The following is a 13686-nucleotide window of genomic DNA, read 5'->3' on the forward strand; positions in this document are numbered from 1 at the left end:
GCTATGGAACTGTTCTTCCCCTCCGCATTTCTCGCCCTGGCGCTGGCGCATTTTGTTGCCTTGCTAAGCCCGGGTCCGGATTTCTTCTTACTTGTAGGCTACGCCGCGCGCTATAGGCTGCGGGGCAGCGCCGGGCTGTGCGTAGGGATTGCCGCAGGCAACGGGCTGTACATTTTGCTGGTGATTGCGGGATGGAGCGCGCTGCGCCAGTACGCGTGGCTGTTCACGCTGATTGAACTCTCCGGCGCGCTGTACCTGCTCTGGATTGGCTCGCACCTGGTGCGCAGCCGACCTCAGGCGCTGGCGCTGAATGAAACCCACCAGCGCTTTCCTTCGCTGCGTAAGCAGATCCTGCTTGGGCTCGGCTCGGCGCTGCTTAATCCGAAGAATGCTCTGTTCTATCTTGCGCTGATGACGGCGCTGATGGGGCCGGACGTGACGCTGCTTCAACAGGCGACCTGCGGCGTCTGGATGGTGATGGTGGTGCTGGTGTGGGATCTGGTGCTGGTGTCGCTGATGGGGCTGCGAGCGGTTCAACAGAAGCTTAGCCGTTCGCTGTGGCGGATTGAGCGCACGGCGGGAGTGGTGCTGATGGGGTTTGGCGGGTGGGTGGTGTGGCGGTTGGTGGAAATTATACGCTGAGATAGCGGGCAGCCTAACGCCGCCCATTGCTTATTTTTTGTTTTGATCGCGCAGCATTGCTTCACGCAAAATGGCATTGAGCCTCGTCTGATAACCTTTTCCAGGCCGTTTAAGCCACTCCATCACGTCAGCGTCGATACGTACAGATGCCTGAGTTTTGAGTGGTCGATAGAACTTCCCTCGCACCGCCCCTGACCACTGTTCATCCCCTGCGGCAGGGATATCGCTATAATCAATCTCTGCTTCCGATTTTTCGGAGAGTGCTTTGAGCTCAGCCTCACGACGAGCACTAACCTCAAGCGCACTACCGCGTTTATGTTTAACCATGCTCATAACGGCTCCTCTCTTTACGGTCCGCCTTTCGTGCGCTAATGATTCGAATGACTTCGTCACCACTTTCAAAACGTACCGTGTGTGCGACCATAATGACAATTAGACCATGTACAAGGCCAATGGTCTGCCAACGGAACTCTCCATTTTCATGACGATCCTGCAGAGATAAATGGTAAGGATCGTCAAACACCAGAACAGCCTCTTCAAAGCGGATCCCATGCTTAATGAGATTACTTTTTGCTTTGTTGGTATCCCATTCAAACTCCGTTGGCATAGTTTACCCTTCCCTTATTGTATATACAAAAAAGCATATACAAAACGTTCGTAAATTGAACCAGTCGACATCATTCAATTTCATTTTCTGAAGGCGCATTCCAGAAGCTGAAATGCAGAGGCCCTTCTCCTTCTTTGCACTTTCCCCCCACAACCCTCTATCCTTAACCCATGGAAAAACATACTGAACTCAAACGCGCCAAGCTGCTGGCGCTGTCGCTGCTGCTGATTGCCGTCGCGGCGTTTATCACCACGCTCTTCCTGCCGCAGACCTTCTGGGTGCGCGGCGCGAAGGCCATTGCCGAGGCGGCGATGGTCGGCGCGCTGGCGGACTGGTTTGCCGTGGTCGCGCTGTTCCGCCGGGTGCCGATTCCCTTTATCTCGCGCCATACGGCGATTATCCCGCGCAATAAAGACCGGATTGGCGACAATCTCGGCCAGTTCGTACAGGAAAAGTTTCTGGATACCCAGTCGCTGGTGGCGTTGATCCGCCGCTATGAACCTGCCCAGATGATCGGCGTCTGGTTCAGCAAGCCCGACAACGCCCAGCGGGTCGGGCAGCATCTGATTCAGGTGATGAGCGGTTTTCTGGAACTCACCGACGACGGGCGCATACAGCGCCTGCTCAAACGCGCGGTGCATAAGGCCATCGACAAGGTTGATTTCACCGAAACCAGCGCCGTCATGCTGGAGAGCATGACCAAAAACAACCGCCATCAGGTGCTGCTGGATGCGATCATCAGCCGTCTGATTACGCTAATTCAGCGGGAGAGCACGCGGGAGTTTATCTCTGACCAGATCGTCCACTGGCTCAAGACCGAACACCCGCGTAAGGCGATGGTGCTGCCCACCGAGTGGCTCGGGGACCAGAGCGCGGAGATGGTCTCGAACGCGGTGAATACGCTGCTGGACGATATCACCCACGACCGCACGCACCAGATCCGTCAGGCGTTTGACCGCGCCACGCTGAAGCTTATCGACAACCTGAAAAACGACCCGGAGATGGCGGCCAAAGCCGATAACATCAAGCACTATCTGAAGAATGACGACGCGTTTAACCGCTATCTGGGCGAGATGTGGGCCGACCTGCGCCAGTGGCTGAAGGCCGATATGCACAGCGAGGACTCGCGCGTGAAGCAGCGTATCGCTAATGCCGGCCAGTGGTTTGGGGAAACCCTGACGAACGACGCGAACCTGCAGGCCTCGCTGAACGAGCATCTGGAGCAGGCCGCGCACCGCGTCGCGCCGGATTTTGCCGCGTTCCTGACCCGCCACATCAGCGACACGGTGAAAAGCTGGGACGCCAAAGACATGTCCCGCCAGATAGAGCTTAACATCGGCAAAGATCTGCAGTTCATTCGCGTCAACGGCACGCTGGTCGGCGGGACGATTGGCCTGATCCTGTTTTTACTCTCGCAGCTGCCCGGCGTGCTGGCGCATTACTCCGCTTTTGGCGGCGCGATGACGTAGCGCGTTGCTTCGAAGCGGTTGAGGATCAGGTGCACCAGAAACACCATCGTCAGCGTCGCCACCAGCGCAACGGTGACGGAGGTGATGCGGTACAGATCGCTGAACACCAGATCGCTGTCCGGGTGCATGTTCTGGCCGAACATAATGCCGATGGTGGTAATACTGGCGAAGCCTACGCCTGCCCCGACCTTTTCCATCACGTGTAAACGCGCCCCAAACGCCAGCCCAAGGCCAATCAGCGGCATCATCAGCAGCATATGGCTGCTGTGGTCGTAGAGGACGAGCTGCACGATGAGGATGTAAATACAGCCCAGCACCACGCCGACCACGCGCCAGATGGAGCTCATCACCGAACCGCGATAGTGCATCGGGAACAGGATCAAAATGCCCGCCATCAGCGCCGAGAGCGAGTCGCTTAAATCGCTAATCTGAAAAATGACGAAAATCATCGTCGCGACGGTGCCGGAGAGCAGCGACTCGTGGCGCACGCGGGCATCGTCTTTCTCGATCAGCGGCGGCGGCCTGCGCGGCTCAACGTCCGGCAGCAGGTAGTTCATCAGCGCGCTCAGGCATACCGCCATCACGCTCGCTTCGATGTTGGAGAATAAAAGCGTGTGCCAGTTAGTGGTGGGATAACTCATAAAGTTGAGCATCACGCTCTGGCAGACCACGCCCATTGAGCCAAACAGGAACAGCGGCCCCTTGCTCATAAAGCGAAAGCGCATCACGTACAGGGCGAACACCACCAGCGTCATGATGACCGGCCATTGCGACAGATAGCCGATGATGAGCACCATTTCGACGCAGTTGAGCGAGGCGCTGAAGATAAACTGCTTCGCCACGTGGCGGTTAAACACCGGCACCAGCGACAGGAGCATGATCGGGTAGACCACAAAAAACACGCCGTAGCTGGTGTTGTAGAAGCTGGAGATGCTGAGCGCGATCATCCCGGCAAAGACGATGCGCAGGGTCTGGCGAAAGTCATTTGCCGTGTAGACGATGTTGCCGTGCGGGGTAAAGACCCGCGCCAGGGTGCTAATTGACATCGAACTAATAAACATAGTGAAGCAGGCTCACCAGGTGGATCTGCATCCCGGAGAAGAAGCGCGCAAACGGTCCTTCGCTGTTATAGAGCTGCACGGTGGCGCGCGCGCCGGTCGGCAGATGCTTCGGCAGCGCCTCGTCCAGCGCGACGTGAATGCGCATACGCTGGGCGTCGCGCACCCAGCGGTTGGAGGTTTCCGGCTCGGACAGTTGACCGTTTACCGCTTCCTGCCCGGCGAGTATCCCCGCGTCGCTGCTGGTTACGTGGGCGCGGAACACCCGCCCCGGGAAGGCGTCAAATACCACGGCGGCGTCGGTGCCCTGATGGGTATGGCGCAGGCTTTTTTCGCGGAAATCGGCCACGATATCGGTCTGGTTGTTCACCAGCGCCAGCGCGGCCGAGCCGGAAGTGGCGTAAAAGCCCGGGCTCAGCTGCAGGTTACTCACCGTGCCGTCGGCTTCGGCATAAACCTTCGTCCAGCCGAGGTTCAGCTCGGCTTCATCCAGCGCGTTACGGTATTTTTGCAGCGTGACGTTGCGGTGCTCGTCCCGCTCGCCGCGCTGAATGCGCAGGTTATGAATGTTGGCCTGAAGTGAGCTAACGGACTGTTCGCTGCTCTGCCAGGTGGTGCGGACCTTATCCAGATCTGACTGGGAGACGTTCTGCAGCGTGCTCAGCTTCTGGTAGCGATCGAAGGTGACTTTGTCGTTACGCGCCGTCAGCACGGCGGTTTTCAGGCTGGCCTGCGCGGAGGCGATCTGCGCGTCCAGCTGATCGTTGGAGAGCCGAGCCTGCTCAAGCGCGATGTGCGCGGCTTCGACCTTATTGCGAAACGGCGTGTCGTCGAGTTCAAACAGCAGATCGCCTTTCTTGACCTGGCTGTTGTTGTGCACGTGGACGGCCGCCACGTAGCCGGAAACGCGCGCGGACACCGGGGTCACCACGCGCATCACGGTGGAGTCCGGCGTCAGCGGGATCCAGATATCCGCGACGATAAAGTAGACAAACATCAGCAGGAAAGAGGCAATACTTACCCTTACCCAGCGGGCAAACTTTTGTTCAGGAGTCATTATTTTTCGGTCTTGTTATCTTCTTCGCGGATTGTCCGCAAATTGCAGGCGATTTGATTCAGCGTGGCGCTGAAAATGTCGATATGTTCCGGCGCGATGTTTTGCGATACGCGAGCCTGAAAGTTCTCAATAACCTGGGTGAGCGTTTCAAGAACGGTCTTACCCTCAGGCGTCAGCGTCAACAGCCGGATGCGCTTGTCATAAGGCGATACGCTGCGCAGCAGGTAGCCCTGCTTTTCCAGCTGCGTCAGGGTGCGCATCAGCGGCGGCAGTTCAATACCCTGCACCTCCGCCAGTTCGCTCACCGAGACGTTATCCCCAAGCTGGTGAAGCTGCATCATCACCGTCCAGCTCGACTGGGTTAACCCGGTATCGAGAATGGCGTCGTCGATCACCGCGCGCCACTGACGCACGACCATCGCCATCCGCATACCCATCGGCCTGCGGCAGAACAGATCTTCTTCACTCATGGGGGAAACCTCTCGTCACACGCGGTCAAGATAATAGTTATCAGGGTAAGTATCAAGAAACGAGAAGTAAAAGCGCAGGAATTGCGAAAACGATGTTCTCCCTCTCCCCGTGGGCTGAGGGTTCCCCACAAATTAAAGCGAGCAGTGAACAATCCCCTCGCCCCTCCGGGGAGAGGGTTAGGGTGAGGGGAACATACGGCTAAGGTGGTATTTCCGTTCACTTCAATTTTCTTGCTACTCTGTAACGCCATAACCGGTGAACGTGCCAGGGTGGCTCAATCGCCACCACCCTGGCAACCCGGGCTCCCGGCGGTAAATCGCCGGTACGCGGTGCCTTCGGCTTATTCCTTCCGGCTTATCGGGTACGGGCGGAGGTAACATCCCTGTAAAGCCCGCCCTCTCGGCGCATCCATGCGCCTCGCCCCGGCCTACAGGAAACGCCTCAGCGATTTACAGCCGGACCAGGATATCGCTGTAAGCCATTCATTTTACTGATTAAACTCTAATCGCTTCCAGTTTAAAAAATTACTGGGGAACCCTCAGCCCCGTGGGAGAGGGTCGGGGTGAGGGCACCAGCCCGCAGCAGAGTTTAGCGGCTAAAATGCTTCCTGACGGCACTTTTCCCCGACGCCGTCACCACCACCTCCCTGTACCCCGCCACCCGCTGGATCCACCCTTTGCTTTCCAGATAAATCAACAGCGCCGCGCCCGCCTCACCGCCAAGATGAAAGCGCCGCTCGCTCCAGTCCAGGCAGGCGCAGCAGGCCTTGCGACGGGTATTAGGATTTAGCGGAACACCAAGCTTCAGGAACTGCTCCCGGCCATACGGCGTGAGCGCAGAACCGTCTGCCTCCAGCCAGGCTTCCGCCTGCATAAAATCATAGATCTGCACCGCCACCGCGCCCGCAAGATGGTCGTAGCAGGTCCGCGCTTCACGCATGGCTTTAGGCGCGGTGGTTTCCGGCGGGGTGATGCGGCTCCAGGAGAGCCCCATCATCTGCTCGACCAGCGCCGCCACGTCGTGCCCCGCCAGGCGATAGTAGCGATGCCGACCCTGAGACAGGCAGGTAATCAGCTTTCCCTCCACCAGCCGGGCGAGATGCCCGCTGGCGGTCGACGGCGCAACGTCTGCCGCCACGCTCAGCTCGGTAGCAGTCCACGCCCGCCCGTCCATCATTGCGCACAGCATCTTCACGCGCGACGGATCGGCCATTGCCGCCGCCACAGCCGCAACGGCCTGTTCCAGCGCCGCGCTGTTATCAGGAGGTAGGCTCGTTTTTAACATATGTCGCCCAGGGTTCGGTGATCTCTGCGGCCAGCTTATCATCATCCGTCAGCAGAATAAGGTGATTCGCGTGGTCGCTGTACTGGGTCAGGATAGACACGCCCTTTGCGGCCAGCGCGGCCGCTAGCTCGCCCAGCTCGCCGGGCCGCTCCTGTTTCAGTTTTCTGATTACCGGCTTGCGTACGGCCTGCACGTTGAACCCGGCTTCCACCAGCACGCGATGGGCTTTTTCCCCCTCTTCCACCAGGAAGTGGGCATTCGTGCCAAATACGCCACCGCCTTCCAGCCCCACGCCGTTGTGCCCCAGCAGCTGCCCAAAGCGCGCCAGTTCACCGGGGATATCGCTAAAAATCACATGAACGTCATACATCCTCGTGCCCTCCGGTTTCGGAACTGTATTCCCGCACCAGCTGTGTCACCCGAATGCGGTAGTACGCGAAAATCGACTCCCGCCCTTCGGCCTGCGCGGCCTGATGGAAGACGTTCTGCTTCCAGCGGCGGACGGCCTCTTCATCCCGCCACCAGGAAAGGGAAAGGATTTTGCCGTCGGTGGTCAGGCTCTGGAACCGTTCGATATCAATAAAGCCGTCGATATCCGCCAGCAAAGGCTTGAGTTCGGCGGCGAGCTGCAGGTAGCGGGCCTGATGCGCGGGCGCAGCTTTCGCTTCGAAAATGACTGCAATCATGGGTGTCTCTCCGTTGTGAGGATGAGGAGAGAATGCAGGATGGAAAAGCACAATGCTTCGGCAAAGAGCGAAGTGTTGTGCCGGATGACTCTGCGCTTATCCGGCCTACGGGCTTATGTAGGCCCGGTAAGCGCAGCGCCACCGGGCGGGTTTTAACCCAGAATCGACCGCGGCTCCATAAACGCCCGAATCCCCCACTCGCCCATCTCGCGCCCCACGCCGGAGTGCTTAAACCCGCCGAACGGCGCTTTCGGTTCATGGGCAAGGGTGTTCACCAGCACCCGGCCTGCAACAATCTGCTGCGCCACGCGGCGCGCGCGGTCCGCATCGCCGCCCAGCACCATCGCGCTCAGGCCGTATTCTGTGTCGTTGGCAATGGCAATCGCCTCCGCCTCGTCACGATAAGGGATTACGCACAGCACCGGGCCGAAGATCTCGTCGCGGGCAATCGCCATCTGATTGTTAACGTCTACAAACAGCGTCGGGCGCACAAACCAGCCGTCCCGGGTGCCTTCTGGTCGCCCTTCGCCGCCCGCCAGCAGGCGCGCGCCCTCTTCGCTTCCTTTGCGGATATAGCCCTCCACCCGCAGCCACTGCTTTTCGCTGACCATCGGGCCGACGTCCGTTGCGCTATCGCGCGGGTCGCCGGATTTCACCGCCGCCACGGCCTGCGCCAGCGCGGTTTCGATTTCCGCCTTACGCGCCTGCGGCACCAGAATGCGCGTTCCGGCCACGCACGCCTGCCCGCTGTTCATAAACCCGGCCTGGATCACCAGCGGGATCGCCTGCGCCAGATCCACATCATCCAGCAGGATCGTCGGCGATTTGCCGCCTAACTCCAGGGTCACGCGCTTAAAGCTCTCCGCCGCGTTGCGCAGGATCGCCCTGCCGGTATTCGTCGAGCCGGTAAAGGAGATTTTTGCCACGTCCGGATGGCGGCTGAGGGTTTCTCCTACCGTGTCGCCGCGCCCGGTGACGATGTTAAACACGCCCGGCGGCAGCGCGGCATCGCGCAGCGCTTCGGTGACAATCCGGGTTTGCAGGGCGCTCATTTCGCTCGGCTTGATGACCGCCGTACAGCCCGCCGCCAGCGCGGCCGCCAGCTTGCCGCAGATAAACCCCGCGTCGCTGTTCCACGGCGTAATCAGCCCCGCTACGCCAAGCGGCGTCATCTGCACCGTGGCTGCGCCTGCGGGGGTGACGAATGCAAACGCCTCCAGCGCCTCAATGGCCTGAGCAATCACCTCCGCCGGATAGCTGGCCATCCACGCCGAGCGCGAGGCGGGCGCGCCGTACTCTTCAATGACCGCCTCCAGCAGATCGTCGTGGCGAGCGGCCACGGCGGCGTGCATACGTTTTAACGCCGCGATGCGTTCCTGCTTTGTGGTCTGCGACCACGCCGGAAACGCCGCTTTTGCCGCCGCAACGGCGCGATCTGCGTCATCCTCATCCGCCAGACGAACCTGGCCGATAACCCGCGCCGTCGCCGGGTTGTACAAATCAAACCACTCTGTGCCGTGCGGGGTAACAAATTCGCCGTTAATAAAGATCTGTTCGATGGTGTGCATATAAACCTCCTCAGGCTGTGTGAACACAGTCTGGCACGGCTTATACGTTGCGATAATCCACGCTATGCTGCAAGGGTTGTTTCGATTTTCAGGATAATCTATGCATCGTTCAGGTCTGACAGAGCTGGAAGTAGTGATGGCGGTGGTGCGCCGCGGCAGCTTTCGCGCCGCGGCGCAGGAGCTGGGCATGTCCGCCACGGCGGTCAGCAACGCCATCGCCGGGCTGGAGAGCCGCCTTGATACCCGCCTCTTTAACCGCACCACCCGCAGCGTGGCGCTCACCGACGCCGGACAGCGCTACGTGGCGCGTATCGGCCCGGCCCTGCAGGAGATCCGTCTCGCCAGCGAGGAGATCCACGGCGACGCCGGGGAACTTACCGGCACGCTGCGTCTGAACGTGCCGAACCATATCGGCACCCTGTTTCTGGACCAGCTGCTGATCGACTTTATGATCCGCTACCCGAAGATGCGCGTAGAGACCGTCAGCGAAGCGCGAATGATCGACATCGTCGCGGAAGGCTATGACGCCGGGATCCGCCTTGAGGAGTCCGTGCCGCAGGACATGATCGCCGTGCCGCTGACCGGCGAGATCCGCCAGCTCGTCACCGCCACGCCGGACTATTTTGCACGCCACGGCATTCCGCAGACGCCGGACGATCTGCTTTCACATCAGGGGATCGGCATGCGCATGGCCCACGGCGGGATCTACCGCTGGGAGTTGTCGCGTCGCGGGGAGACGTACGCGCTGGCCGTGCCGCCGCGCTTTGCGACGTCCGATCTTTTCGCGTCAATTCGGGCCGTGAAGGCGGGTTTAGGAGTGGGGTTTTTACCGGAACTCTATATTCAGGACGAGCTGAAAAGCGGGGAACTGGTGAGCGTCTTAGACGACTGGACGCAGCCGTTTGCCGGGCTGCGCCTGTATTACCCAGGGCATCGCCACGTCCCGCCGGGACTGCGGGCGCTGGTGGCGACGATCCGCGAGCGCGGAATTATTCCAGGTTAGCCTTGTTCAGCCCGTAAGCCGCATCCAGCGATCCCGGCTCCATGCGGGAGGTGATCCCCAGGCGGTTCCAGGCGTTGATCGCCACGATGGCGAAGTTTAGCTCTGAAATCTCGACGTCCGAGAAGTGCTCCGCCACGCTGCGGTACAGCGCGTCGCTCACGCCGTGAACCCCAATCTGCGTCAGCGCTTCGGTGAAGGCCAGCGCGGCTTTCTCGCGGGCGCTGAACAGCGGAGACTCGCGCCAGGCCGCCAGATGGTACAGGCGCAGCTCGCGCTCGCCGCCGATTTTGGCCTCTTTCGAGTGCATATCCAGGCAGAAGGTGCAGCCGTTCAGCTGCGATACGCGAATGTCGATCAGGTGCTTCAGCGCCGGGTCGATGGAGGTTTTTGCCACTTCCATGCTCAGGGCGGACAGGGCGTTGGCGAGGGCAGGTGTAGCTTTGTGGTGGTTAACGCGAGTGCTCATTGTCTTTCCTCTTTTTGTGCGGCATGTGTCATGCGATGAGGCAAATCTACGCCGTTAATGACATAGTAAAAAGATACAAAACCACCAAAATGAGGTAGGACATGAAGCTCGGCTATCACGAGATCTATTCTCGCTATCGCGATTACATTACGCGCGGCGTGCTGAAGCCGGGCGACAGGGTGCCCGCCATCCGCGTGCTGGCCGAAGAGCTGAAGGTGGCGCGTAAAACCGTCGAAACGGCCTACGCCATCCTGACGGGCGAAGGGTATCTGGTGAGCCAGGGCGCGCGCGGCACGCGGGTGAATCCGGATCTTCTGCTGCCCGCCAAAAATGCGCCTGCGGAACAGCCCACCGGCACGCTGCCAGAATCGCTCATCAGCCAGCGCGAGCGGGCGGGATTTCTGCGCCCCGGCATTCCCTCGCTCGACAGTTTTCCGTATAAAAAATGGCTGCTGCTGGCGGGCCAGGCAACGCGCGCCATGCGTCAGGAGGAGATGCTCAACCCGCCCGTTCTGGGCTGGTATCCGCTGCGCGAGGCGATTGCCCGCTATCTCAATATCTCGCGCGGGCTGTCCTGCAGCGCCGAGCAGATCTTAATCACCAGCGGCTACAGCGGCAGCCTGCGGCTGATCCTCGATACCCTCGCCAGCCGCAGCGACAAGGTGGTGTTTGAAGATCCTGGCTACTTTATGGGACAGCAGCTTCTCAAGCGGATCGTGCCGCGGCTGCACACCGTGCCCGTCGATCGCTCTGGCGTTGATACCGAATACCTGCTGCGTAACCATCGCGACGCGCGCTTTGCTATCGTCACGCCGTCGCACCAGAGCCCGCTGGCGGTGACGCTTTCGCTGCCGCGCAAGCAGCAGTTGCTCGACTGGGCCTCACAGCACGAGGCCTGGATCGTCGAGGACGACTACGACGGCGAATTTCACTACACCCGCAAGGTGCTGCCGTCGCTGAAAAGCCTCGACCAGCACGACCGGGTGATCTTTATGGGCACCTTCAGCAAAACCATCATGCCGTCGCTGCGGATGGGCTATATCGTGATGCCCGCCAGCACCGTTGAGGCCTTCACCGACTGCGCGGACATTGTCGCCAGCGGCCAGCCAGTGCTGACGCAGAAGATCCTCACCGCGTTCCTCAACGAGGGGCATTTTTTCCGCCATCTCAAGAAAATGCGTGCCCTGTACCAGACCCGCCGCGACTGGATGATTGCCGCCCTGCGCGAGGTGTATGGCGATCTGTTTTTCACCGAGCAAAACGACGGCGGGATGCATGTTGTGGCGTTTCTCACGAAGGGAAGCTGCGACCGGGAGATTGCGCACTGCTGGCAGGCGCAGCAGCTGCAGGTGAACGCGCTCTCTGAATGGTATCGCGGGTCGGGCAAACGCTACGGGCTGGTGATGGGCTATAACAACGTGCGGTCGTATCAGGAGGCGGTAGATTTGCTGGAAAGGCCGAAGCGGCAGACGTTTGGGCTGTTGAGCTGAACATCGCCGGGTGGCGGCTACGCCTTACCCGGCCTACTCGATCCCGTAGGCCCGGTAAGCGAAGCGCCACCGGGCGATAAATGCCTCACACGTCATACCGCGACAACCCCACATCCTTGAGCTGCTCGTCGCTCATCTGGCTCAATATGCGGCGGGTGCGGTTGATGCGATACCAGTTGCAGATCGTTTTGCCGATCCAGACAAACACGACGAACGGACGTTTTGAACGGTTCTCATAGAATTCCATGATGCTCTCCTCACTGTGCCAGTGGGGATATCATCGTGGAAATCGGCTCGCACAATACAGATTCAAAAACAACTTTTGTTTAACATACAGATCCGCTAAAACAGTAACTGCATGGCAATTTTTGCGGCAATCTGTACTGGTTTACTAATCTGTATGGTGAAAACAAAGGATACAGCATGACGCGCTACCAACATCTGGCCAATCTTCTGGCGGAACGCATTGAACAAGGGCTGTATCGCAGCGGCGAACGTTTGCCGTCGGTGCGTACGCTGAGCCAGGAGCACGGCGTGAGCATCAGCACCATACAGCAGGCCTACCATATTCTCGAAAACCTCCAGCTGATCACGCCTCAGCCGCGCTCCGGCTATTTTGTTTCTCAGCGCAAGGCCCAGCCGCCCGTTCCGGCCATGACGCGCCCGGTGCAGCGCCCCGTGGACGTCACCCAGTGGGATGAAGTGATGATGCTGCTGGATGCCCGCGCCGACAAAGAGATGATCTCCTTTGGCGGCGGCTCGCCGGACGTTAACCAGCCGAGCCTGAAGCCGCTGTGGCGAGAGATGAGCCGCATTGCGCAGCATAATCCGGCTGAAATGCTGAGCTATGACGTCCTCGACGGGCGCCTGGAGCTGCGCGAGCAGATCGCCCGCCTGATGCTCGACGGCGGTTCAACGGTGGCAGCGAACGAGATTGTCATCACCAACGGCTGCCACGGCGCGCTGTCGATCGCCCTGCTCTCGGTGTGCAAGCCGGGGGACATCGTGGCGGTGGAGTCGCCGTCGTTTCACGGCACCATGCAGATGCTGCGCGGGTTCGACATCAAGGCCATCGAGATCCCAACCGATCCTGAAACCGGCATCAGCATTGAGGCATTAGAGCTGGCGCTGGAGCAGTGGCCGATCAAGGCGGTGATCCTGGTGCCGAACTGCAATAACCCGCTCGGGTTTATTATGCCGGAAGCGCGCAAGAAGCAGGTGCTTGCGCTGGCCCAGCGGCACGATATCGTGATCGTGGAGGATGACATTTACGGCGAGCTGGCGGCAGAGTACCCGCGCCCGCGCACCATCCATTCGATGGATATCGACGGCCGCGTGATCCTCTGCAGCTCGTTTACCAAAACCGTGGCGCCGGGCCTGCGCGTCGGCTGGATTGTGCCGGGACGCTATTACGACCGGGTGATGCACATGAAATACGCCGCGGGCGGGTTTAACGTGCCGGGCACGCAGATGGCGGTGGCGGCGTTTATTCGCGACGGCCATTACCATCGCCACGTGCGCCGTATGCGTCAGATTTATCAGCAGAATATGGAAACCTACACCTGCTGGGTGCGGCAGTATTTTCCTGCAGAGATTTGCGTCACGCGCCCGCAGGGAAGCTTCCTGCTGTGGATTGAGCTGCCGGAGAAGGTCGACATGGTGTGCGTCAGCAAGCAGCTGTGTCGGCTGAAGATCCAGGCCGCGGCCGGGTCGCTGTTTTCCGCCTCCGGGAAGTACCGCAACTGTCTGCGGATCAACGTGGCGCTGCCGCCGACGGAGAAGAATCGCGAGGCGTTGAAAAAGATGGGCGAAGCGATTGTGATTGCGATGGAGGAGTAGTGCGTTTTTTGCCCTCACCCCAACCCTCTCCCACTGGGAGAGGGAG

At 59.9% G+C, this 13686-nt stretch carries 16 protein-coding genes; 5 read left to right on the top strand and 11 right to left on the bottom strand.

Going from position 1 to position 13686, the window contains the following annotated elements; genetic code table 11:
• The first annotated feature begins 3 nt into the window (after positions 1 to 3).
• On the top strand, positions 4 to 642 hold the full coding sequence (locus E0L20_RS11535; protein WP_131634083.1) for a LysE family translocator: 639 nt from the start codon (positions 4 to 6) through the stop codon (positions 640 to 642).
• A 30-nt stretch (positions 643 to 672) separates the two neighbouring features.
• On the opposite strand, the gene E0L20_RS11540 is transcribed toward E0L20_RS11535, so the two are convergent.
• Together E0L20_RS11540 and E0L20_RS11545 are read right to left on the bottom strand one after the other, a co-directional pair.
• The gene (locus tag E0L20_RS11540; protein ID WP_131634084.1) at positions 673 to 975 is read right to left on the bottom strand and encodes a BrnA antitoxin family protein; all 303 of its coding nucleotides are present in this window, start codon (positions 973 to 975) and stop codon (positions 673 to 675) included.
• Positions 962 to 1249 (bottom strand): BrnT family toxin, encoded by a 288-nt coding sequence (locus E0L20_RS11545; RefSeq protein ID WP_010427219.1) that lies wholly within the window; start codon positions 1247 to 1249, stop codon positions 962 to 964. The genes E0L20_RS11540 and E0L20_RS11545 overlap by 14 nt, the downstream gene beginning before the upstream one ends.
• 170 nt (positions 1250 to 1419) lie before the next feature.
• Here E0L20_RS11545 and E0L20_RS11550 point away from each other — a divergent pair, with 170 nt between their 5' ends.
• Positions 1420 to 2718, top strand: coding sequence for a DUF445 domain-containing protein (locus E0L20_RS11550; RefSeq protein ID WP_131634085.1), 1299 nt, complete (start codon positions 1420 to 1422; stop codon positions 2716 to 2718).
• On the opposite strand, the gene E0L20_RS11555 is transcribed toward E0L20_RS11550, so the two are convergent.
• From E0L20_RS11555 to E0L20_RS11585, 7 genes are all read right to left on the bottom strand, one after another.
• Positions 2688 to 3764: a DUF2955 domain-containing protein gene (locus E0L20_RS11555; RefSeq protein WP_131634086.1), complete on the bottom strand. Its 1077-nt coding sequence runs from the start codon at positions 3762 to 3764 to the stop codon at positions 2688 to 2690. The two genes, E0L20_RS11550 and E0L20_RS11555, sit on opposite strands and share 31 nt — an antisense overlap.
• 4 nt (positions 3765 to 3768) lie before the next feature.
• Positions 3769 to 4836, bottom strand: a complete 1068-nt coding sequence (locus tag E0L20_RS11560; RefSeq protein ID WP_131634087.1) for an HlyD family secretion protein — start codon at positions 4834 to 4836, stop codon at positions 3769 to 3771.
• Entirely contained in the window at positions 4833 to 5303 is a 471-nt protein-coding gene (locus E0L20_RS11565; protein WP_119935696.1) for a MarR family winged helix-turn-helix transcriptional regulator, read from the bottom strand. The genes E0L20_RS11560 and E0L20_RS11565 overlap by 4 nt, the downstream gene beginning before the upstream one ends.
• Positions 5304 to 5892: 589 nt before the next feature.
• Entirely contained in the window at positions 5893 to 6588 is a 696-nt protein-coding gene (locus E0L20_RS11570; RefSeq protein ID WP_131634088.1) for an ArsR/SmtB family transcription factor, read from the bottom strand.
• Complete coding sequence (locus tag E0L20_RS11575) at positions 6563 to 6958, bottom strand: amino acid-binding protein (protein ID WP_131634089.1); 396 nt, start codon at positions 6956 to 6958, stop codon at positions 6563 to 6565. The genes E0L20_RS11570 and E0L20_RS11575 overlap by 26 nt, the downstream gene beginning before the upstream one ends.
• Entirely contained in the window at positions 6951 to 7274 is a 324-nt protein-coding gene (locus tag E0L20_RS11580) for an antibiotic biosynthesis monooxygenase family protein (protein ID WP_131634090.1), read from the bottom strand. Before E0L20_RS11580 ends, E0L20_RS11575 begins: the two co-directional genes overlap by 8 nt.
• Before the next feature lie 152 nt (positions 7275 to 7426).
• A complete protein-coding gene (locus tag E0L20_RS11585; RefSeq protein WP_131634091.1) occupies positions 7427 to 8842 on the bottom strand; it encodes an aldehyde dehydrogenase family protein in 1416 nt (471 codons plus the stop codon).
• 100 nt (positions 8843 to 8942) lie between these two features.
• On the opposite strand from E0L20_RS11585, the gene E0L20_RS11590 reads away from it, so the two are divergent.
• Positions 8943 to 9845: a LysR family transcriptional regulator gene (locus tag E0L20_RS11590; RefSeq protein WP_131634092.1), complete on the top strand. Its 903-nt coding sequence runs from the start codon at positions 8943 to 8945 to the stop codon at positions 9843 to 9845.
• Here the strand turns inward: E0L20_RS11590 and E0L20_RS11595 are convergent.
• Positions 9832 to 10311, bottom strand: coding sequence for a carboxymuconolactone decarboxylase family protein (locus tag E0L20_RS11595; RefSeq protein ID WP_131634093.1), 480 nt, complete (start codon positions 10309 to 10311; stop codon positions 9832 to 9834). The genes E0L20_RS11590 and E0L20_RS11595 overlap by 14 nt on opposite strands.
• Positions 10312 to 10412: 101 nt before the next feature.
• On the opposite strand from E0L20_RS11595, the gene pdxR reads away from it, so the two are divergent.
• Complete coding sequence (gene pdxR / locus E0L20_RS11600) at positions 10413 to 11801, top strand: MocR-like pyridoxine biosynthesis transcription factor PdxR (protein WP_131634094.1); 1389 nt, start codon at positions 10413 to 10415, stop codon at positions 11799 to 11801.
• Positions 11802 to 11886: 85 nt separating this feature from the next.
• Here the strand turns inward: pdxR and E0L20_RS11605 are convergent, their stop codons facing one another.
• Positions 11887 to 12048 carry a DUF1127 domain-containing protein gene (locus tag E0L20_RS11605; RefSeq protein WP_023334364.1) on the bottom strand — a complete coding sequence of 54 codons (162 nt, stop codon included), beginning with the start codon at positions 12046 to 12048 and terminating at the stop codon, positions 11887 to 11889.
• 176 nt (positions 12049 to 12224) lie between these two features.
• Between E0L20_RS11605 and E0L20_RS11610 the strand changes: the two genes are divergently transcribed.
• Positions 12225 to 13640 carry an aminotransferase-like domain-containing protein gene (locus tag E0L20_RS11610; RefSeq protein ID WP_131634095.1) on the top strand — a complete coding sequence of 472 codons (1416 nt, stop codon included), beginning with the start codon at positions 12225 to 12227 and terminating at the stop codon, positions 13638 to 13640.
• Positions 13641 to 13686 lie beyond the last annotated feature (46 nt).

Origin of the sequence: Enterobacter wuhouensis (assembly GCF_004331265.1) — a bacterium.
In the GTDB taxonomy this organism is placed as follows: domain Bacteria; phylum Pseudomonadota; class Gammaproteobacteria; order Enterobacterales; family Enterobacteriaceae; genus Enterobacter; species Enterobacter wuhouensis.